Source organism: Terriglobus sp. 2YAB30_2 (assembly GCF_052114765.1).
In the GTDB taxonomy this organism is placed as follows: Bacteria; Acidobacteriota; Terriglobia; order Terriglobales; family Acidobacteriaceae; genus Terriglobus.
On sequence record NZ_JBFRFJ010000002.1, the window covers coordinates 462,133 to 482,533 of the forward strand.

A 20,401-nucleotide genomic window follows, 5' to 3' on the forward strand; every position below is an offset into this window, starting at 1 on the left:
AGAGTCGGTTATGAAGCCGACAAATGCAGTCTTGAGTCGCCTGATAAACATCTTATTTACTTTGAGATAGATAGCAACCACGGGCACATCCCTGGATTTATTTCGCTTGCCTTCCACAGCCGGCAAAGGCGAATATAAGGCGAAACAATATGCCGCTCGCCTCCACAATCCGACTGCAGGTTGAGTCAGCTCTAGCACGGAAGATTCCCTCTGCTTTGACGCCGGCTCCCAGGCTTATCCGGCCCCAGATACCCACGGGCCTGGCTGAGTTAGATGAGTTGTCGGGAGGAGGATTTCCCCTGGGAGCTTTGACGGAACTGGTCGGAGCTGAATGTAGCGGACGAACTTCAGTGGCTCTCTCGTTCCTGGCGCAGTTGACCGCGGCAAATAAGGTGTGCGCCTGGGTCGACTCGGCGAATGCCCTTGACCCTGCCTCTGCTGCTGCCATCGGAGTGGACTTAGGCCGCCTGCTGTGGGTCCGTTGCGCTGACGTTGCAGACGTCTCTACGAAGACTACAAAGTCGGTAACGTTGCCGCCGGAGTATTTCATCCCTGGCTCTCCGAAAAAAGGACTGCATGGTGGAGGATTTGGTCCACACCCAAGAACCGAGGTCCGCGGACTCTCCGAAGCGATGTCCGGGCTTTTCACGGGAAAAACTCCATTGCCCAAACCTGTGGAGACCTCTGAGGCAAAGACAAATCGTTCGGCTTCAGGCGAATCTGTGGCGGCAAACCCCATCACGTACAGAAAGCGCCGTGCCAGGCATTACGATGCGATTGAGCGCGCTCTTCGCACCACTGATCTGCTTTTGCAGACTGGAGGTTTCAGCGCCATTGTTCTCGATCTTGCAGGTATCGCGCCGCAATACGTGGCACGTATTGAACTATCGACGTGGCACCGCTATCGTGTTGCCGCGGAAAAGACGCAAGCCTGCATTCTGTTGCTGACCCAGTATCCATGCGCGAAAAGTGGATCGGAGCTGCAACTGCGCTTGCTGAATGCCGAACCGATCCTTGAAGCCCGCACAGTCTTCAGCGGGATGCGGCCGCGCATCGAGGCATTGCGTCAACGCTTCCCGCAACCGGCAAACAATGTCGTGTCGATGCGGAAACCACCGCAAACGGCTCGCATGGCTTCCTGGCAGAGCCGAACTCCATGGGCAGGTGCACAGTGAACTCCGGTGCGTTGTATGCCTGCCTGCTGGTCAAGGAATTCTCTGCGCAGGCATTGCTACGTCTGCGTCCGGAACTGCGCGAGAAGCCGTGTGTGATTCTGGACGGCGAGCCGCCAGCCGAAACTGTGTCCTCGTTAAACACCAGGGCACGGTTATTAGGTGTGCAACGAGGAATGACGAAGGTTGAAGTGGATACCTTCGGAAACATAACAATGCTGTCCCGTTCCAGATCTGCCGAAGCGGCATCGAGGACCGCGCTTCTGGAGTGTGCAGGAGCCCATTCTCCGCGCGTTGAACTACAGGAAGCGGAGAATGTCTTTCTCTGCTGCCTGGACATCACCGGAACCGAAGCACTCTTTGGTCCGCCTGAAGTTCTTGCCAGGACGTTGCGGCAGCGGGTGGCATTGCTTGGTATCTCTGCCCAGGTTGCGGTAAGCGGAAACTTCCATGCGAGCATGCTGCTTGCGAAGGGGCTTCCTGCCAGGACAGCTATCGTTGTCGTTCCAGCCGCTAAAGAATCAGCGGCATTGGCTTCCCTTCCCTTATCGGTCCTAGGCATCTCGGAAGCGCATGCCGAGACGTTGTCTCGATGGGGCATCCGTACGCTTGGCATGTTGGCAGGCTTACCGCAGACAGATCTCATTGCCCGCCTGGGACAGGATGGCAAACGTCTGCAACAGATGGCCACCGGAACCTTGCCTCATCTCTTCCAGCCTATCGATATCCCGTTTGTACTTGAAGAAACAGCGGAGCTGGACTATCCACTCGACAACCTTGAATCCCTGCTTTTCGGTGTAGCCATCATGCTGGAACAACTCATCGTTCGCGCAGCCATGCGTGTCTACGCACTCGCATCGGTGACGATTGAGCTTCATCTGGAGGGGGGTGGAACGCACTGCCGCACAGTATCTCCCCGTGTTCCTGGCGTCGACAAACACCTATGGCTGAAGCTGCTTCATCTCGATCTTGAAGCTCATCCTGCAAATGCTCCCATCTATAAAGTCTGTCTTCGCGCCGAGCCGGGAGTTACCAGCAAAGTTCAACTTGGGTTGTTCTCTCCACAGCTTCCCGAACCCGGACGGCTGGACGTCACGCTCGCGCGAATTACGGCATTGGTCGGCGATGACAACATCGGCCGCGCCGTGCTCGATGACACGCACACTTCACCCGGTTTCCATATGGAGCCATTCGTTATTCCCTCAGGCAACTCGGCTACGCAGATCTCCCGTACGGCATACGGTTGCCTTCGGCGCGTATGTCCACCGGAACAGCTCGCTATCACACTCGAATACGGCAGACCCTCAGGCTTTTTCTTTCGGGGACATCGCTATACCGTTCGGAATGCCTATGGGCCGTGGCTTGCCGGCGGTGAATGGTGGAATGAACAGACCTGGCGGCAGGAGCAATGGGATCTGATTGCACGAGGCGATGACGAATCGATGCTGTACGGCTGCGTGCTCCAGGATCTTGTTCGCAGATCCTGGCTTCTTGTAGGGCTTTATGACTAGCGGTTATGTAGAACTCCATGCCGCGAGCGCATTTTCTTTCCTCGAAGGCGGATCTTCGCCAGAGGTAATGGCGAAGCGCGCCTTTGAAGTCGATATGCCGGCAATGGCATTACTCGATAGAAACGGATTCTATGGATCGGCGCGCTTTCATAAGATCGCCAGCGAGAACCATATCCATGCGCATGTAGGGGCGGAGATCTCCTCGGCCGCCTTCGGACAGCGGCTCGCGCCTCCAACCTGGTTGCCACATCAGCATCGTTCAGAGCCGGCACGTCTACCTTTGTTGTGCGAAACACGCCAGGGTTATCAGAACCTCTGCCAACTCATCACCCGATTCAAGATGCGTGAGAAGAAAAAACAGGAAGGCATGGCTACGCTATCGGATCTGGAAGAGCATGCCGCAGGTCTTATCTGTCTTACGGGCGGGGATGAGGGGCCGCTGGCTTCAGCCTTACAGCGAGGAGGAGAAGAAGCCGGCCGGGGTCTCCTTGAGAGACTGGTTCATATATTCGGACAAAGCAATGTCTACATCGAGTTGCAGCGCCATGGTGAACGCGAGGAAGAGTGGCGTAACCAAGCCGCCATTCGCATCGCACAGTCACTGAAGCTTCCTCTTCTTGCGACCAATGGAGTACGGTATGCGACCAAACAGGATCGGGAGATCCTGGACCTGTTTACAGCGATTCGCAACCACACGGAACTGGACCGGGCAGGTCGTCTGCTTTCCATCAACAGTCAACGTTATATTCGTGATGCGAAGCAGATGTCGGCTTTGTTCCGGGATATCCCGGGGGCAATCGAGAACACACTTGAGTTGTCCGCGCGCTTGACCTTCCAGCTTTCAGACCTTGGCTATGAGTTCCCTCGCTATCCAGTCCCTGAAGGTGAAACGATGGACAGCTTTCTTCGCAAGCGGGTCGACGAAGGGGTGATCTGTCGTTATGGTCCGAAGCGAAATGCCGCTCTATTGGAGCGGGCAAAGAAGCAGGTAGACCATGAATTGAAGCTTATTGCGAAGCTTGGTTTCGCCGGCTACTTTCTTATCGTCTGGGACATCATCCGGTTCTGTAAAAGTAATGACATTCTGATCCAGGGACGTGGCAGCGCGGCGAACTCCGCCGTTTGCTATGCCCTTGAGATCACAGCCATCGACCCGGTCGGCATGGAACTGCTCTTTGAGCGGTTTCTCTCCGAAAGCCGCGGTGAGTGGCCCGACATCGATCTGGATCTGCCATCGGAGGAAAAGCGCGAAGAGGCGATTCAATATATCTATCGCCGATATGGCGAGCTTGGCGCAGCGATGACAGCGAATGTCATCACGTATCGCGGTAAGTCCGCCACACGCGAGGTTGGAAAGGCTCTGGGATTCGATGCGGAGTCGCTTCAGAGGCTCTCTTCCATCGTGGCGAACTTTGAGTGGAAGGGACCTACGGACACGATGGCACACTCCTTCCAGAATGCAGGGTTCGATCTTCGCCATCCTCGGATCGCAAAATATCTGGAACTCTGTATGCGGATTCAGGACTTACCGCGTCACCTGGGGCAACATTCGGGCGGGATGGTAATTTGCCAGGGACAACTGGATCACATCGTCCCGTTGGAGCGCGCCTCAATGCCTGGCCGGACCGTTGTGCAATGGGATAAGGAAGACTGTGCCGATCTTGGCATCATCAAGGTGGATCTACTCGGGCTCGGTATGATGGCCGTCTTGAAAGACTGCCTCGAACTGATTCCAGAACACTATGGAGAGCAGGTGGATCTGGCACAACTTCCGGAAGATGACGAGGTGTACCGTGCGCTGCGGCGTGCAGACACGGTGGGAATGTTTCAAGTAGAAAGCCGTGCACAAATGGCATCACTGCCCCGCAACAATCCGGAGAAGTTCTATGACCTTGTGGTGCAGGTTGCCATCATCCGCCCCGGACCGATTGTGGGAAAGATGATGCATCCGTATATGAGGAGACGGCAGAAGCAGGAACCGGTCAGCTATCCGCATCCCTTGCTGGAGTCGACGCTCAAGCGGACATTGGGTGTCCCACTCTTTCAGGAGCAACTGCTGCGTATGGCCATGGTCGTCGCCAACTTCACGGGGGCTGAAGCCGAGGAGTTACGCCGTGCTGTCGGGATGCGGCGATCGTGGGAACGCATGAAGAATCTTGAAGGCCGGTTACGTTCGGGCATGACGGCGAATGGCATTGACGCAAAGACGCAGGACGATATTGTTCAGCACATCAGCTCGTTCGCCTTATATGGATTCCCTGAATCTCATGCGGCCAGCTTCGCTCTGATCGCCTATGCATCTGCTTATTTCAAGGTCAAATACCTGGCTGCGTTTACCTGCGCCATACTCAATTGCCAGCCGATGGGCTTTTACATGCCGGCTGTTCTAGTGAAAGACGCACAACGGCACGGACTACGTATAAAACCTATCGATGTTCAACGCTCGCAATGGGCCTGCACCATTGAGCATGAAGAGGATGGGGCACTGTCCTTGCGCCTGGGACTTGGGTATGCAAAAGGATTCAGAAAGCAGACAGCCGAGGCGCTCGTCATAGAACGTGAAGGACACGGCTTATTTCGTTCTGTCGATGATTTTGTGACGCGAATGACGACAATCAACCGCAAAGAACTAACCCTTCTCTCGAGTGTGGGAGCCCTGAATGTTATTGATGGGGTGCAGCATAGGAGGGATGCTCTCTGGCAAGTAGAACGCGCGGGACGGCCGGAAGGTCCCCTGCTTTCGCAGGTATCTGCACTACGAGAGGAAGATCCTTCCTCTCCACTCAACAAGATGACAATAGAAGAGAGGCTGGTGGCAGATTATGCGGGCACCGGCTTAACGGTCGGCCAGCATCCGATGGCTTACCGGCGACAGGAACTCCATCGTCGCAGTATTCTTTCCGCCGAAGAACTCAGACACCATCAACACGGAGATTTCGTAAAGGCTGCAGGTTGCGTCATTGCGCGCCAACGTCCAGGCACAGCACATGGTTTTGTCTTTCTGTCGATGGAAGATGAAACCGGTATCGCCAATGTGATTGTGACACCCGATCTCTTCGAGAGAGAACGTCTTATTGTCACGCGGAGCAAGTTCGTTTTTGTCGAAGGTCTGCTCCAAAATCAAGATGGAGTGATTCACGTCAAGGCTACCCGGATACGAACACTGAGCGATCTGTCGCTGGAGGTTCGATCACATGACTTCCACTAGTGGACGGGTAGGAGGGGTTCGTAAAGAAGTTGATGCTCAAAAGCTTGGTCCGGCGCTCTTGATTGCGTCGAGCCTTGTACTCGCAATTCGTACCGCCCGTTGGCCGGCGACCTCCGAGGAGGGTCTAGCCAATGTGGATTGGCAAAAAGAGGTGGAGCATAGCGGGCATATTGCAAAAGCCATGCTGAGCCACCTGATCTCCCGTTATCCGAGTCTCTTTCTTTTGAAGGATGTTCCCTGGTATGTCCCTACAGATGAGGATGTCCCCGAATGAAGCTACTGTCGGCTGATCACCTTCAGCTCCACTTGAGTATTTTTGGGGAACTCCACCGGATGTCCCTGAGAGAGAAACCGGAAGTAAATCGACTTCGCAAAGGCGTACGCTCCGAAACCGGTAGCGACATTGCGGTCGTTAACGGTCAGCGCGACAATGCGCGCAACAACGCCGAAACCATTCGCGGCAACGGTTTGTCTTCCTAACCCATTTCCATCCCGGTCGCGATCATGCCCTGCGACCGCCAGCACCCCCAGTAATGCGGGAGCCAGAAAACGATTCTTGTCGGCCGACGCCTTAACGCCACCCTCATTGTCGATAGAAAGATTGTCCGACTTGGAGCCGTCTACCCCACTAATAACCGCCGAGACGGGCTTTGCTTCCCGGTTGAGCGGCTTCAATGTTTGAAAGACAAAACGCAATTGCCCGTTCCTTCCGAAGCTTCGCGAGTGCTTTGACTGCAGTACCGTCCCATCCAGTGAGTCTCCTTCTGCAAGGATGAGATGCTTTGCGTCATCGAAGACAGGCACAGTGACGATAGCGTGCACCGTGTCGCCCTTCCTCGCCGTCTCTGAGCTCAACCGGTCCGCCAGCCTGGCTGTTACCGAAATCCCTTCCGGTCCAATCGTGGACGAGGACAGCTCCGGCGATACGGCAGCCGGCATGGGGATCACCAGGGGCCGGCTAAGGTCCGCAACAAACCTGGTTCCAGACCAGATCCGTTGCGGGTGGTACGGCAACTGGCTGAACAGGAGCTGCAGGGCACGATCGGAGCGTCCCGGACCGAAGACTGCATCCTTGGTGTCGTTGATCTGTCCACGGACATAGCCACTAGCCTGTTTCATCAACGACGGACTCTTCTGCGCCGTAGTAAACCGGATGGGCTGTGCGGTCGAAACAGTCGCCACTGCATCGATCGCGATCTCTTTGCCATCCAGATCGAGCAACTGAAAATGCACGATCGGCTCATGCAGAGGAGTCAGATCTCCGTCGAGTCTGGCTTGCAGGCGAGTCTTGAAAGCGATAGGAGCGAAGTCCTGAACGGTGCCGGTAACGCGGGTTCCCTCGGGCAGGACCAGCCTTTCGCGTACATAGACCGGCGAAACCAGAAAACCCTCGACAGCAGTTCCACGAGCGAGCGGTATGGTCTTTCGGATCTGGATGCGAAGCGGTACTCCAGCATCGACGGTCGCCCCACTCTCGTCAAGAGCCTGGGCTTTGGCGACCACACACAATAGAGACAACAGTACTGCAGGAAGCAGCGAAAATACTCTCCGCATCATTCGTCGTGGCATCCATTCCGGCCTGGGATAGTCCTGGTGAAGAGACTACCCGGTATTTTGGTTGTTCTCCAACCAAAGTGACGATTGCGGCTTAAGTCTCCATGAAGGTAAGGCGGCGCCAGCATTACAGGCGTGTAAACAAAAGAGCCACATCCCAAACTTGGCCCTTTGTTCTCGTCAGTACTCTCTATTTTATCGCTGCCCCGCAATGGCTTCCACTTCACGCCATTCCGCCTCGCTCAGTTGTACATCTGCAGCTTTCATATTCTCTTCCAGATGTGGGATAGAACTTGTTCCGGGAATTGGCAGAATAACCGGCGAGCGGTGCAGCAGCCATGCGATCGAAAGCTGCGAGAGCGTTATGCCGTGACGCTGTGCAAAGACGTCGAGTTTTCCTCCCGGCTGAGTCAGCTTGCCCGCAGCCACCGGGAACCAAGGAATAAAAGCCAGGCCTTCGTTGTGGCAATACTCCAGCACCGCTTCACTCTTGCGGTCGGCGATGTTGTAGAGATTCTGCACACTGACGATCTCAATAACCTTGCGCGCCTGTTTAATCTGCTCGACCGAAACCTCGCTTAGGCCAACATGACGGATCTTTCCCTGCTCCTGCAGCTTCTTAATCGCGCCCAGCGACTCCTCTACCGGCACCTTTGGATCGATGCGATGGAGCTGCCACAGATCGATCTGCTGCAGCTTCAGGCGCCGCAAGCTCAGCTCGACCTGCTGGACCAGGTACTCCGGCCGTCCAAGCGGTACCCATACATCCGGTCCCGTCCGGGCAAGACCGGATTTGGTCGCGATTACGACGCCCGGCTTGTACGGAGCCAGGGCCTGGCCGATGAGTTCTTCGCTGATGGTGGGCCCATAGCTATCAGCCGTATCGATAAAGTTCACGCCCAGTTCTACCGCCCGACGCAACACCGCCTTCATTGCCTCACGGTCTGCAGGCTCTCCCCACACGCCCTTGCCCACAATGCGCATTGCGCCGTAACCCAGGCGGGCAATTTCCAGGTCTCCGCCCAAATGGAAGGTCTTCACGATCGATGCCATATCTGTCTCCCTCGTTCCGCTTAGATGTCCCGCAGATTCAACAGGATTCGAGGAGATACAAACGTTTCTAGAGCGTTTTTTCCTGTTGCTGGGTATCCCGGAAAGAGCGTGCAGCGGCGTTTTCATTGCGGAAAACGCCCATAGATAGATAAGCCCTGTGCTACCCCTACAGGAAAAATGCTCTACCGGCCTAACGCACAGAAAAAATGAGCGAATCAGCCTTCCGCAATCGATTGACTTCTCTATCGATACGTTGAGCAAGTATCATGTGGGGCAATCCCACTTGCGCAGGAGTTCGTCGGCGAAATGATCCAGAAGAAGTCTGCAGGCTTGTCTTTCCTTACCCGCCTTGTACCTACCCGTCGTCTCTTCTTCCTCGCAGGCGCTGCCTGTACCGCTGCGGTGACACTTCTTACGGTCACGCATATGGGACGTGTAGGTGCCCAGCAAGCCAAGCCCAAAACTCCCGGCAATGACTGGATTCAGCTCTTCAATGGAAAAGACCTCACCGGCTGGGTTCCCGTCGGCGCCGAAAGCTGGACGGTGGAAGACGACGGTGTACTTCACGGCAAGGGTTTGACTAAAGCCTACGGTTACCTGGAGACCGATAAGGACTACAAAGACTTCCAGCTTTCGCTGCGTTTCAAATGCGTAGGCGACGGCAACAGCGGCGTCTTCTTCCATACCGGTTTCAAACCGAACTCCGTCGACACCACGCAAGGCATGCAGTTTGAGATCGACTGCACCATGATGCACCACACCGCCGGCGTCTACGCTGAAGATGGCCGCGGATGGGTTGTCTGGCCTGCGCCTGAGAATGAAGGTGTGGTCCGCCACGGCGAGTGGAACGATTACCTGGTGGAAGTCGTTGGCAATCGCTACCGGTCGCGCCTGAACGGCGTGCCGATGGTGGACTTTACCGATCCTAAGCCCGGCGCTCCGGATGGCCGTATCGCGCTGCAGTTGCATGCCGGCGGCGAAGGCAACATGCAGTTCAAAGACATCTGGATCCGCGATCTGTCGAAACGCTGATCACAAACCTATATAGCTCAGCTTGCCTGAAGCCCAGCTTCAACCTTGCACCTAGGATTCCTTCATGCCCGAAAGCAAATGGAGCCGTAGTTCGTCCCGCCGCATCGCCGCGGCGATGTTGTTGCTCATTCCCGCGGGGATCACGCTGTACAGCGTGGCGCAGCATATTGAGACGTCGAAGTTCAACGAAGCACCCATGCGTCCGGTCGATCCGCCTCAGATCGTCGCCGCAGGCAAGGCGTTGTACGAAAAGAAGTGTGAGAGCTGCCATAGCGCGGATCTACGCGGTAAGGAGAACGTTGGGCCCAATATCCTTCGTTCCCAGGACGCGCTTGTGGACATGCACGGTGAGTCTCTTGAACCTATTATCCGTGGCGAGAAGCAGGGGCTTGCGAATCACCACATCCTGACAGAAAAAGACGATGTCGCTGCGGTCGCAGCGTATGTCCGCAGCATCCTGAGCGAGATCGGCAGCCAGGGACGCGCGCCAGGGGATGCTCTGCGGTCGCCAAATATCCTCGTTGGCGACGCCGCCAGCGGCCAGCATTACTTTGAAGCAAAGTGCACACGCTGCCACTCCGCCGAGGGCGATATGAAGGGCATCGGCAAGAAGATCTCGAGCCCGAAGACGCTGCAATCGGCATGGATCCGTGGCAACCACTTCGGGGTGCCTGTTCCCACCATCACCGCCACGGTGCAGGAACCAGGCAAACCAGCAGTCGAGGGTACAGCGATTCACGTCGATGACTTCCTGGTAACGGTGAAGCTGCAGGACGGCACGCTACAAACCGTTCGCCGCACATCGCAGACCAAAGTCGAGGTGCATGATCCATTAGAGGCTCATCGCAACCTGCTTCCGACGTACACCGACAAAGATATTCACGACGTAACCGCATACCTGGTGACACTCAAGTGATGAAGCTTCGGATCTTCTCGTTTACTGCGGCGCTCCTGCTCGGCCCTCTATCGCATGCACAGTCCGTCTCGCATGAGGACCTGATGCGTCCGCTCAAGGATTCATGGCTCACCTACAACGGTGATTACACCTCGAAGCGCTATAGCTCGCTGACCTCGGTAAATCGCAAGACCGTGAAAAACCTCGGCCTTGCCTGGATCGCCAAGATGGTGCCTGGGAATGAGCCGGCGCCGTTGACCGGCTACAGCCGCGTCAACGCACCGGTCGTTGTGGGAGGAGAAGGTACAGAGCAGCGCAGTGCGCGCGGCGGTTCGATTAAGGGCACCTTCCTGGAGAACAACGGAGTGCTCTATGTCACGATGCCAGACAATGTCTGGGCTGTAGACGCTCGAAGCGGCGAAGTACTGTGGCACTACTTCTGGAAGACTCGCGGCGGCACACACATCGGCAATCGCGGTGTTGCCCTGTGGCATGACTACGTCTTCTTCGAGACGCCGGACAACTATCTCGTCTCGCTCGAAGCCAAGACCGGGAAAGAGCGCTGGCATCGCAAGATCGCCAACGTCGAAGGCGGCTACTTCTCTACCCCCGCGCCTACCATCATCAAAAACCATGTGCTCGCCGGTGTGGGCAATGACATTGATGCCCCCATGTTCCTGAAGTCATACGATCCCGAGACAGGCGACCTGCAGTGGACCTGGTACGTCACGCCGCAGAACCCTGGCGATCCCGGACTCGATACCTGGAAGAACCTTGACGCTGCACGTCATGGCGGTGGTGGAACATGGGTCGCCGGCGCCTACGATCCTGAGACCAATCTCTATATCCTCGGAACCGGCAATCCCACGCCTTCCTGGCAGACCGGTCTTCGCGGAGATGGCGATAACCTCTATACCTGTTCGCTGGTTGCCCTGGACGTGGATACCGGCAAGCTGAAGTGGAATTACTCCACTTCGCCGCATGATACACACGACTACGACTCCGCACAGGTTCCGGTGCTGGTGAATGGTAAGTTCAAGGGCCGCGAGCGCAAGCTGGTGATGACTGCTTCCCGTAACGGCTACTTCTTCGTACTCGATCGCGTGACCGGAGAGCATCTGCTGACCAGAAAGTTGAGCGATGCAACAAACTGGGCCGAAGGCTACACCGAGAAGGGCGGCCCGAAGACAAATCCCGCGAAGGACGCCTCGATTGGCGGAGCACTGATCTCGCCTGCCTCAGGAGGCACGGTCAACTGGCAGCCGCCTGCCTTCTCGCCGCAGACAGGTCTTTTCTACCAGTACCACGTCGATAGCTACTCGATGGCCTATCTCACTGATCCTGATCCTCGTGGCGCGATGGGCCTCGGTGGTAAGGAAGAAGTTGCCATGGGATCTACCGGCAGCTACGTGCTTGGTATCGACTACAAGACTGGCCAGCCACGCTGGCGCCGCAAGCTCTATGGGACTGGCTTTGGCGGAGGAGGCCTGCTCGCGACGGCCGGAGGTCTTGTCTTCACCGGTGACGGCTCAGGCAGCCTGGTTGCCTTCGATGCTGCCAATGGCAATCCGTTGTGGAGCACACGCATCGGCGCTGTATCTAACGCTCCGCAAACCTTTGAGCTCGACGGACATCAGTACGTTATCTCCGCGGTAGGAGACACGGTGTATGCGTTCGAACTGAAGTAGACCGATGCATGAAACGAAGAAGGCGCGCCTAATCTGGGCGCGCCTTCTTATTTGTGAACCATTCTCTACAGCGCGGCCATGACCTCATGATAGAGATACTTTGCGCCTTCGATGCCGTCCCATGGGCCATCCTCGTACTCCAGGGCAAAGACACCGATGTAATTGTTGTTCAGCATAATGCGCACGTTCCGCTGCACATCGGGTTGTCCCCAGCGGTCCCAGAACTTGGCATGGCAGGTCGTGTGCGCATAGGGCGCCAGGTCTTCCAGTGCGTGATAGAGCAGGTACTTGTGTTCCCAGTTGCAGAAGTCCGGTGAGGCCTCGCAGTAGGGATTGTTTACCTCTTCGATGATGGTCCGGATGTTGATGGGATTGGCGGTAAGCCCCCAGTGGTTCTCAAGCGTTACCTTCACACCCACCTGGGCGCCATACTCGGCCATCTCCTTGAATGACTCGATGCACTTGTCCATGTACTTTTCGAGATCAGGATTCTTGGGGTAGCTGGTCTCATTCGGCTGTGGCGACGGAGCAATGCGGGGACCTCCGCTGTTGACGCGCATACTCTTAGCGCCAAGAATCGCCGCTCCGTCCAGCCACTTCTTCGCTACGTCGATTCCTGCGCGACGCTTCGCTTCATCCAGATCGCAGATATCGCGCGGAGCATTATTGGAGATGTGGTGACACGCAACGCCTTCGGCATGTTGCTTCGCAGCCATCTTTTCGAGCCACTTTTTGCCGTTGTCGCTTGCGGGATTGAACTCGGTGATCTGGCGAGGCTTCCCGTCGTAGCCGGTGATGGTCATCGGCTCGTATTGGCTTTGATCGTCCACATCACCAAAGAGACTGGACCAGATATCCATCTTCGTTACGCCGGGAAAGGTCGCCTTGGTGAACGCCGGAAAGTCCAGCAGTGTAATCTCGCCGTATTTTTTCTTCATCTCGGCAACGGTCTTCTTGTCGCCGACATTGCCTCGATTCTTAAATATCCAGCGGATGGGATAGCTGTTGGAGGCGATGCGCGCAACCTTCTCCTTATCGGTAAGCTCGCGCTTCACGCCGGCATGTGTGATGGGCTCTGGAGTCGCAGCCTGTTGTGCATCGAGCGCTGATGGAGCAAGCAAACCGGCAGCCAGCCCCGTGCCTGCACCGCGAAGAAAGTTGCGGCGGTTGTACTGCTTTGTGAAGCCAGATGCCGTGTTGCTCATCGTTCCAATCTCCTTCAAGGAAATTCCTGTGGTGCTCCGTTACTCAGAGGGCCTGTTTCCAATCCTTCAACCGCTGCACAGCAAGCCGGATATCTGCAGACCGCTGGGCTGCATCGGGCTCTTCGCGCTCAATTGTCAGCAGGCCGGTGTAGTGGATCTGCTGCAGGAGCTTGAGAAATCCAGGAAAATCGACTTCACCCTCCCCAAGCGCTACCTCGTTTCCAAGCTGACCAGGGCCTGCTGGAGAACGGCCGTCCTTGCAATGCACAGAGAGGACGTGATCCTTCAGAAGCGCAAGCGCCTCCAGCGGATCGCCGGAACCGTAGAGCACCATATTGGCTGGATCGAAGTTCACCTTGATGTTCGGCCGTTGCACATCACCCAGAAAACGCAGAAGCGTCCGGGCGCTCTCCTGGCCGGTCTCAAGCACAAAGTTCTGGCCGTTGGCGGCGCAGATATCGCAGAGTTCCCGCGCAATGCCGAGTAGCTCCTGGTACAAGGGCGCGGAAGCATCTTCGGGGATAAAGCCGATGTGGCAGGAGAGAGCCTTCAAGCCAAGCTGCGCTGCAAAGTCAGAGACCTGATGTGTGCGTTCGATGCGCTCAGCAGCATAGCCCGGAGCCGTGAATCCAACCGTCTGGTGCACACGCTGCAGATCGGCATAGTCTTCTCCTGCGTACGCAGCCACGGCGCTGGAGAAGTAGACCTCTCCGCTTGCCAGGGCTTCTTTCCAGCCGGCAAGCGCTGCTGTTGTATCCAGACTGGGCGGTACACCAAGCTGTCCAGCGCTCAGACCGAACTCCTTCAATGCGGCAAGGTGAACTGCCGGTTCCTTCTCTGCCCAGAAAACAAGTCCTAGCTGCATCGGTGTTACTGCCATTGCATCTCTCTTCCCTGCTCCTCGCGGGAGCGTTTTACAAGTTCAGACAGGCGCACCACGCGAGCGGAGTCCGCCGGAGGACAGCGGAGGGGAGCCACACCGCGCGTTGCGCAATCGACAAAATAAGCAATCTCATCGGCGTAGGCGTCATGCTCAAGGATAGTGATCTCTTCAGCGACACCGCCGTGCAACTGCTTGAGTACGCTGCCATCGTAGTGCAACTCGCTTTCTGCTGCACTTACCCGGAAACTCGCTGAAAACGGCGTCTCCGGTGCTAACCAGCCTCCGGTAACTTGCACCTTTAGATCATTCGGATAGCGCAGTGTAATCTCCGCGGTATCGACCTCACCGATGCTTACCGCGGAGACCGAGACAGGAGTTCCAAACCAGAGCAGCACCTGATCAAGATCGTGGCTTAACAGGTCGAGAATCGCTCCGCCGCTGCGAGCTTCGTCCGAAAGCCATGTACTCCACTGCGGAAAGCCGGTGCTGCGCTGCAGCTGGCAGGAACGAATGCTGCCCGCTCCCAGTTTCCGCACATACTCCATGGCATAGACGTAGGGCTGCATGAAGCGAAGCACCTGGGCAACCATGAAGACTTTGCCTGCCTTTTCGGCAGCAGCCATCAGCTCCTCGCACTCGGTTGCGTGCAGCGACATTGGCTTCTCGCAGAGAACGTGCTTCCCTGCCTGCAACGCCGCCGTGATGACTTCTTGATGAAGATGGGTTGGCAAACAAATATCGACCGCATCGACGGCCGGATCGTTGATCACATCGCGCCAATCCGGAGTCCATTTCACGGACTCATCAATCGTAGCTGTCTTCAGTGCAAGGTTGCCGCGCGTCGGGCTATCGGCGGAAGGACGTGTGTTGGATGCAAGGGCATACAGGGTCATGCCCGGAAGACTCTGAATAGCGGCCGCATGGGCTCCACCCATGAAACCGTATCCGATAAGACCGATCTTCATTTACAACTCCGCATTCATTATTTCCGTCAGGGATGTATCAGACACGGCTCAGGAATGGCTTCGGGCCGAAGTGTAAACCGTGGGTGTGAACGTCAGGTCATCCACAAATGGGAAGGTTGGTTTGCGGTACTTATTCGCTGGCAGATGGACGATGTCCTGATTGATAGAGCCATCCGTCAACGCCATCAGATTAGGATTGGCGATGGCTTTGATCTGTGGTTCGAGATAGCCGGATTTCACGACGACAATCTTCGCTGACTTTGGATCGATGCCCATCTTCGTGAAGTCGACGATCTCGTGATACGGCCTACGGTACGCACTGAGAATCAGCGTGATGCCCTGGATTTGAACGGCTGCTTCCCGCTTCGCCGGATCGGCGATATCAAGCAGCGACTTCACCGTCGCTTGTACCTTTACTGGTTTGCTGGCATAAGGGTCGAGCGTAGCTCCGATCGACAGCGGAATCGTCTTGCCTACGCCTGCCTGATAGCAGGCTTCAACTGCCGGCCGGTCCGCTATACCACCGAAGACAACATCCTTGGCTCCCGCCTTCAGAAGGGCTTCCAATACGGTTGCCTGATCGCCATTGCCTCCGCCGGTAGGGTTATCGCCGGAATCAGCAAGGACGACGGGAGAGGTCTTCGAGGCCATCGCCTTCTGAATGCACGCGTCGAGCGAGCAGACCTCGGTACCGAAGTCGAACTCACGTCGAGCGTCCCAATACTGTTGCGCCAGATTCTTCGCGACCTTTTCTTCTTCTGCAGGATTGGTTCCGGTCACGACTACCGATGCGGCGCCGCGCGGTTCGTCTGCCCAGACATATCCCACCAGCATCGAGACATCGAGCACTCCAGGCGTCTTATTCAACTCCGGTAACTGGGACCACAAGCGCTTGCCGGGATTCCACTCCGTTGAGCTCCGCTCACCGGGCATCAGCACTGGGATGCTGGCCCACATCAGCGTTGTACGGATGTTCCCCTGGATGCACTTCACCAGCATGTCGCAGGCGCGGCTCATGGTCTCTTCGCGATCGATATGCGGCGCGGTTCGGAAGGCGGACATCATGTCCAGCGTGTCGATAATGCGCTTGCTGATATTGCCGTGAAGATCATAACTTGCCGACATCAGGCACTTCGAGCCAACGACCTTGCGAGCCGACTCATACCAGTCGGCTTCTGCGTCCTGCATCCCTTCCACGAACATGGCTCCGTGCATGGGAAGGTAGAGACCATCCAGTGGCAGCAGGATCTGCAGGCGCTCCAGAAACTCTGTTTTGATCTTGTCGTACGTATCTCGCGCTATCGGTCCTCCTGGGACGGCGGTAGCGACGAGTGTCGGCATAAATGGAACTTTGGGATAACGCTTCTTCAGAAATGCAAAGCGGGCGTTCTCATCCGCTTCTTTCCCACGCAGGATGGTGAAGTCTTCCATGCGTGCACGGATGTGGCCATAGGTGCTGCTCTCAATCCCAATGCCGCCGTATGCAATACGCGGCGTTGTTCCTGCGGACCATCCGCGGTTTGAGGCTGCAAGAGCAAAGGCAGACGCCGACGCGGTCTTCAAAAACTCTCTACGTTGCATGAATGCAGATGCTCCTGGAAAGATGAAGCGTAGGTCAAGAATTTGGGGCGGCCATGAAGGCCGCCCCATGTGTTGTTCGTTAGAACTTCACGCGCGCCGCGAACTGAATGAGACGCGGGTTGTAGGCATTCGCCGTTGAAGTGATGGTGCCGAAGGTCGATACGGGAGCGCCTGCCGAGAGCGACAACGATGAGAGCGGGTTCACAAACTGCGCTGTGTTCAAGACATTGAAGGCCTCAGTGCGGAACTCAAGCTTCACACGTTCGGTCAGATCGAAGTTCTTGAACAAGGACAAGTCCACGCGCTGGAGCCCGGGACCGTAGAGCTGGTTACGACGCTGATTGCTCACCGTTCCAGCAGGTTGGAAAGAGAAGGCGCTGGTATCGAACCACTTGCCAATAGTTGGATGGCTGACCTTACCGCTTCCCGTCATGTTTGCCCGATCACTGTTGCCAGCCGTCGGACGTGTACCACTGCGGTTCGTCACGTTCGTGACCGAAAACGGCATGCCCGTATTCCACACCACAACTCCGTTTGCCTGCCATCCCCGGGCGAGGACGCCAGTGAAACCGTGCAGGCCCTGACCGAATGGGAGAGTGTAGTTGAATGTACCGGTCACACGCTGACGGACATCCAGATTGCCGTTGCCATACTCAAGAGTGGGAATCAGATCCGCGGAAGATCCGAAACCATTGCCACCGTTGTTGCTGATCGACTCTGAGTTATCCAACAGACGTGCCCACGTGTAGCCAACCTGCAGATCCAGTCCCTTGCTGAAGCGCCGCTTCAGCACGGCCTGCATTGCATGGTAGCTGCTGGCCCCGTTACTGCGATAAAGCGGGATCGATGTGACGTTTGGCACAGTGGCGTTGAACCGACGACGGGTGTTGAAATCGGTTGAGGTTGCTGGAGAATTTGTCGTTGTATCGCCTCGTGCTGTCTGAGTGAACGACAGCGCACTCACCGCCACTGGAACCGTGTTGTAGTCCGAGAGGTAGTAGGCATTGTGGCGACCTAACTCACCCACGTAGGACAAGGTTCCCACAAAGCCAGCGACCTCACGTTCTACGGTCAGGTTGAACTGTTCGATGTAGGTTGAGCGGAAGTTCGGATCCAGAGCTGCGGTAATGCTGCCACTTGGAAATTTCCCATCCGCGCTGACGTAAGGGTTCGGAGTTGGCGTGGGTAGACCGCTGCCAAACTTCCTATATTGATTTGGGTTCTGAAGGCCAAGCTGTTGCGCCTGTGCGGCCGCTTGATCCGGCGTATAGGCACCCCATGTTGCGATGAATGGTTGATTGACGAGCGCCGAACCTGAAGTAGTGTTTTCCGGAGCAAAGGTCAAACCGAAGCCGCCACGGATTACGGTACGGGGCATAGGTGTATAGGCGAAACCGAAGCGGGGAGCGAAGTTGCTATAGTCGGTCTTCACACCGCCATGTGAGTCGGCATTGACTCCCGCGACCAGTATCCGGCCTTGGTTGATATCGAAGTTGGACAGAACATTGTTGATTTCCGTGTACGGTGTGAACAGGTCGTAACGGACACCCACATTCAGAGTCAGGTTCGGCAACAAGTGAATATCATCCTGCACAAACACATGCGGCTCCCATGTGCGGTTGCGCGGCGTGTACAAGATCCAGTTACGGCCCTCAGTCAGATAGTCGCCAGTTAACAGCGTGGAGAAATCCGTAAACGCCCAGTTGCCGTTCGCCGTATCTGTTTGTGTGGTGGAGTCCTGCCTACGGATCAAGCCAGCACCGATCTTGATGGTCTGCTTGTGCCGAATGTAGTTAACGACTCCCTCATACTGCCAGGTGTTCTCGTGATAGATAATCGGCGGGCGGTTGCCGAGCGTCGGAGCGGTTCCCTGGTTAACAGTGACCGCAGAAAGCTCTGCGGTACGCGCATCGACGTTCATATTGGCCTGCCCCATTGCCGTGTTGATCGCCTTCCCATAATTCAACGGGAATTGAGCATTGTTCAACAGCGTATAACCGGCCTTCAATTCGAGAAGTAGATTGGGAGTGAAGGTGTGGATATAGTTGAGGTGTGCCTGATGCGCGCGCGTCTGCGCCGGTCCGGGATAGCTCCCCAGGTTACCGCCCGGCTCGATGACACCGGCCGCGGTGTTCACGGCCGGAAACAGCGAGCCAATTTTGGTATCCACGCGATTGTAGGTGTAGCGCAGGTAAGTCAAATCGCCATTGTTGAAGCGATGATCGACACGTCCGTCACCCGTTTTTGAGAACTGGTTATCAGCACGAGCTCCTACGTAATTTCCGGAGACCGCGTTATTCGTCGGCAGCGGAAACAGATTGAGGTACTGCTGGCCGACCTTGTCGAAGGAGGCCGCTGGAATAACCTTGTTAATCGCCGCATTGTCCGTAAAGTTGCCCGGATTCTGACGTTCGAACAGTGTTGGCACGGTCGTGGTCGTCGGATTCTGGTTCTTGATGATATCCAGGCCCTCATAATCCGCAAAGAAGAAGCTACGGTCCTTAACGATACGGCCACCAATGCTACCGCCGTACTGGTTTTGGCGATACTTCGGCTTCGGAATATTGGCGCCGAACTTGAACGGATTCGCATTCAGTACGTCGTTACGGAAGAACTCGTACACCGATCCATGCAGGGTGTTCGTACCGGACTTGGTGATCACGTTCACAATCGCACCCGCCGCACGGCCTACTTCTGCCGTAAAGACGTTTGCCTGAACGCTGACTTCCTGGATGGCATCGACTGAAGGACGAACACCGATCGAGCCGATCACGCGCTCGTTATTATCGATGCCATCGATGGTCTGGTTGTTCATCATATCTGCCTGACCGTTCATCGAAACAGATGACGTCTGGCGGCGATCGTCAGGCCGGTTGCCGCTCGCAAGGCCATTGTTCAGCCCTTCCGTCGCTCCCGGGGTCACCTGGACAAGATTGATGAAGTTACGGCCATTGAGCGGAAGCTCCTGGGTCGCCTTTTCCGTAACCGTTGTAATCAGCGCTGAGGAGTCCGTATGCAGTGCCGGAGGCGTCGCCTCGACGTTTACGATCTCGCCTTGGGAACCCACGACCATGTGCGAGTCTTCACGGGCACGGTCACCTGCTGCCAGGTTGAACGAATCAATCTTAAAGACCTTGAATCCTGTCGCTGTCACCGCCAGCGAGTAACGGCTTGGCTTGAGCAGCGTGAAGACAAACTCACCGCCGTCTCCCGAGGTCAAGACACGGGTCTCGTGCGTTTCGATGTTTGTCAGCTCAACCTTTGCATTCGGGATAACGGCGCCGCTTTCGTCCGTCACCGTACCGACGACATCAGCAGTCGTGTTCTGCGCCAGGAGCGGCGACCCGGTAAACAACAGGACAGAGCCGGCAAGCAGGGCTCCGCGAAGAACGGAACGCGTTAAACAAAGAGAACTCGCCGGGGACCATCTTCCCGGCCTACGTTGACTGGTACTCCTGAAACCAAACTTCATTTGCGGCCTCCCACAATCTCGATTGGTTGTGTGTGTGATGCGGGGCTGCCCACCATAACGCAGGGAGAAGACCCGCGGAGTAGGAATGCGCTGTGTTTTATATTGTCTTCTTATTCTTTCAGTCACCGAAATTATTCGGCACCAGGATTAGCGTCATTCGTTGTACGATCTACAGGAAAGCA

General features: G+C 56.2%; 14 protein-coding genes. 7 read left to right on the forward strand and 7 right to left on the reverse strand.

Going from position 1 to position 20,401, the window contains the following annotated elements; all coding sequences use genetic code 11:
- Positions 1-149 precede the first annotated feature (149 nt).
- Genes AB4Y89_RS04595 through AB4Y89_RS04610 form a run of 4 tightly spaced genes read left to right on the forward strand, consistent with a single transcriptional unit; the run spans position 150 to position 6,165 of the window.
- Positions 150-1,175, forward strand: coding sequence for a recombinase RecA (locus AB4Y89_RS04595; RefSeq protein WP_442299713.1), 1,026 nt, complete (start codon positions 150-152; stop codon positions 1,173-1,175).
- Positions 1,157-2,683, forward strand: a complete 1,527-nt coding sequence (locus tag AB4Y89_RS04600; RefSeq protein WP_442299714.1) for a DNA polymerase Y family protein — start codon at positions 1,157-1,159, stop codon at positions 2,681-2,683. The genes AB4Y89_RS04595 and AB4Y89_RS04600 overlap by 19 nt, the downstream gene beginning before the upstream one ends.
- The gene (locus tag AB4Y89_RS04605; RefSeq protein ID WP_442299715.1) at positions 2,676-5,891 is read left to right on the forward strand and encodes a DNA polymerase III subunit alpha; all 3,216 of its coding nucleotides are present in this window, start codon (positions 2,676-2,678) and stop codon (positions 5,889-5,891) included. Before AB4Y89_RS04600 ends, AB4Y89_RS04605 begins: the two co-directional genes overlap by 8 nt.
- The gene (locus tag AB4Y89_RS04610; RefSeq protein ID WP_442299716.1) at positions 5,878-6,165 is read left to right on the forward strand and encodes a hypothetical protein; all 288 of its coding nucleotides are present in this window, start codon (positions 5,878-5,880) and stop codon (positions 6,163-6,165) included. The genes AB4Y89_RS04605 and AB4Y89_RS04610 overlap by 14 nt, the downstream gene beginning before the upstream one ends.
- A gap of 2 nt (positions 6,166-6,167) precedes the next feature.
- Here the strand turns inward: AB4Y89_RS04610 and AB4Y89_RS04615 are convergent, their stop codons facing one another.
- Positions 6,168-7,448 carry a hypothetical protein gene (locus AB4Y89_RS04615; RefSeq protein ID WP_442299717.1) on the reverse strand — a complete coding sequence of 427 codons (1,281 nt, stop codon included), beginning with the start codon at positions 7,446-7,448 and terminating at the stop codon, positions 6,168-6,170.
- 192 nt (positions 7,449-7,640) lie between these two features.
- Positions 7,641-8,498 (reverse strand): aldo/keto reductase, encoded by an 858-nt coding sequence (locus tag AB4Y89_RS04620; RefSeq protein ID WP_442299718.1) that lies wholly within the window; start codon positions 8,496-8,498, stop codon positions 7,641-7,643.
- A gap of 306 nt (positions 8,499-8,804) precedes the next feature.
- On the opposite strand from AB4Y89_RS04620, the gene AB4Y89_RS04625 reads away from it, so the two are divergent.
- The 3 genes from AB4Y89_RS04625 (at position 8,805) to AB4Y89_RS04635 (ending at position 12,113) form a co-directional block, all read left to right on the forward strand.
- Positions 8,805-9,530: a 3-keto-disaccharide hydrolase gene (locus AB4Y89_RS04625; RefSeq protein WP_442299719.1), complete on the forward strand. Its 726-nt coding sequence runs from the start codon at positions 8,805-8,807 to the stop codon at positions 9,528-9,530.
- A gap of 64 nt (positions 9,531-9,594) precedes the next feature.
- Complete coding sequence (locus AB4Y89_RS04630) at positions 9,595-10,446, forward strand: c-type cytochrome (RefSeq protein WP_442299720.1); 852 nt, start codon at positions 9,595-9,597, stop codon at positions 10,444-10,446.
- On the forward strand, positions 10,446-12,113 hold the full coding sequence (locus tag AB4Y89_RS04635) for an acido-empty-quinoprotein group A (protein WP_442299721.1): 1,668 nt from the start codon (positions 10,446-10,448) through the stop codon (positions 12,111-12,113). Before AB4Y89_RS04630 ends, AB4Y89_RS04635 begins: the two co-directional genes overlap by 1 nt.
- Before the next feature lie 65 nt (positions 12,114-12,178).
- Here the strand turns inward: AB4Y89_RS04635 and AB4Y89_RS04640 are convergent, their stop codons facing one another.
- From AB4Y89_RS04640 to AB4Y89_RS04660, 5 genes are all read right to left on the reverse strand, one after another.
- Positions 12,179-13,318, reverse strand: a complete 1,140-nt coding sequence (locus AB4Y89_RS04640) for a TIM barrel protein (RefSeq protein ID WP_442299722.1) — start codon at positions 13,316-13,318, stop codon at positions 12,179-12,181.
- A gap of 43 nt (positions 13,319-13,361) precedes the next feature.
- Entirely contained in the window at positions 13,362-14,198 is an 837-nt protein-coding gene (locus AB4Y89_RS04645; RefSeq protein ID WP_442299723.1) for a sugar phosphate isomerase/epimerase family protein, read from the reverse strand.
- A complete protein-coding gene (locus AB4Y89_RS04650; RefSeq protein WP_442299724.1) occupies positions 14,189-15,166 on the reverse strand; it encodes a Gfo/Idh/MocA family protein in 978 nt (325 codons plus the stop codon). The genes AB4Y89_RS04645 and AB4Y89_RS04650 overlap by 10 nt, the downstream gene beginning before the upstream one ends.
- A gap of 48 nt (positions 15,167-15,214) precedes the next feature.
- Positions 15,215-16,747, reverse strand: a complete 1,533-nt coding sequence (locus AB4Y89_RS04655; protein ID WP_442299725.1) for a M81 family metallopeptidase — start codon at positions 16,745-16,747, stop codon at positions 15,215-15,217.
- A 79-nt stretch (positions 16,748-16,826) separates the two neighbouring features.
- Positions 16,827-20,219 (reverse strand): TonB-dependent receptor domain-containing protein, encoded by a 3,393-nt coding sequence (locus tag AB4Y89_RS04660; RefSeq protein WP_442299726.1) that lies wholly within the window; start codon positions 20,217-20,219, stop codon positions 16,827-16,829.
- Between the last annotated feature and the right edge of the window lie 182 nt (positions 20,220-20,401).

What these genes read in the sequence shown, in the direction of transcription:
- AB4Y89_RS04595 (WP_442299713.1), top strand. Translation starts at nt 150, where the DNA reads ATGCCGCTCGCCTCCACAATCCGACTGCAGGTTGAGTCAGCTCTAGCA.
- AB4Y89_RS04600 (WP_442299714.1), top strand. Translation starts at nt 1,157, where the DNA reads ATGGGCAGGTGCACAGTGAACTCCGGTGCGTTGTATGCCTGCCTGCTG.
- AB4Y89_RS04605 (WP_442299715.1), top strand. Translation starts at nt 2,676, where the DNA reads ATGACTAGCGGTTATGTAGAACTCCATGCCGCGAGCGCATTTTCTTTC.
- AB4Y89_RS04610 (WP_442299716.1), top strand. Translation starts at nt 5,878, where the DNA reads ATGACTTCCACTAGTGGACGGGTAGGAGGGGTTCGTAAAGAAGTTGAT.
- AB4Y89_RS04615 (WP_442299717.1), bottom strand. Translation starts at nt 7,448, where the DNA reads ATGATGCGGAGAGTATTTTCGCTGCTTCCTGCAGTACTGTTGTCTCTA.
- AB4Y89_RS04620 (WP_442299718.1), bottom strand. Translation starts at nt 8,498, where the DNA reads ATGGCATCGATCGTGAAGACCTTCCATTTGGGCGGAGACCTGGAAATT.
- AB4Y89_RS04625 (WP_442299719.1), top strand. Translation starts at nt 8,805, where the DNA reads ATGATCCAGAAGAAGTCTGCAGGCTTGTCTTTCCTTACCCGCCTTGTA.
- AB4Y89_RS04630 (WP_442299720.1), top strand. Translation starts at nt 9,595, where the DNA reads ATGCCCGAAAGCAAATGGAGCCGTAGTTCGTCCCGCCGCATCGCCGCG.
- AB4Y89_RS04635 (WP_442299721.1), top strand. Translation starts at nt 10,446, where the DNA reads ATGAAGCTTCGGATCTTCTCGTTTACTGCGGCGCTCCTGCTCGGCCCT.
- AB4Y89_RS04640 (WP_442299722.1), bottom strand. Translation starts at nt 13,318, where the DNA reads ATGAGCAACACGGCATCTGGCTTCACAAAGCAGTACAACCGCCGCAAC.
- AB4Y89_RS04645 (WP_442299723.1), bottom strand. Translation starts at nt 14,198, where the DNA reads ATGGCAGTAACACCGATGCAGCTAGGACTTGTTTTCTGGGCAGAGAAG.
- AB4Y89_RS04650 (WP_442299724.1), bottom strand. Translation starts at nt 15,166, where the DNA reads ATGAAGATCGGTCTTATCGGATACGGTTTCATGGGTGGAGCCCATGCG.
- AB4Y89_RS04655 (WP_442299725.1), bottom strand. Translation starts at nt 16,747, where the DNA reads ATGCAACGTAGAGAGTTTTTGAAGACCGCGTCGGCGTCTGCCTTTGCT.
- AB4Y89_RS04660 (WP_442299726.1), bottom strand. Translation starts at nt 20,219, where the DNA reads ATGAAGTTTGGTTTCAGGAGTACCAGTCAACGTAGGCCGGGAAGATGG.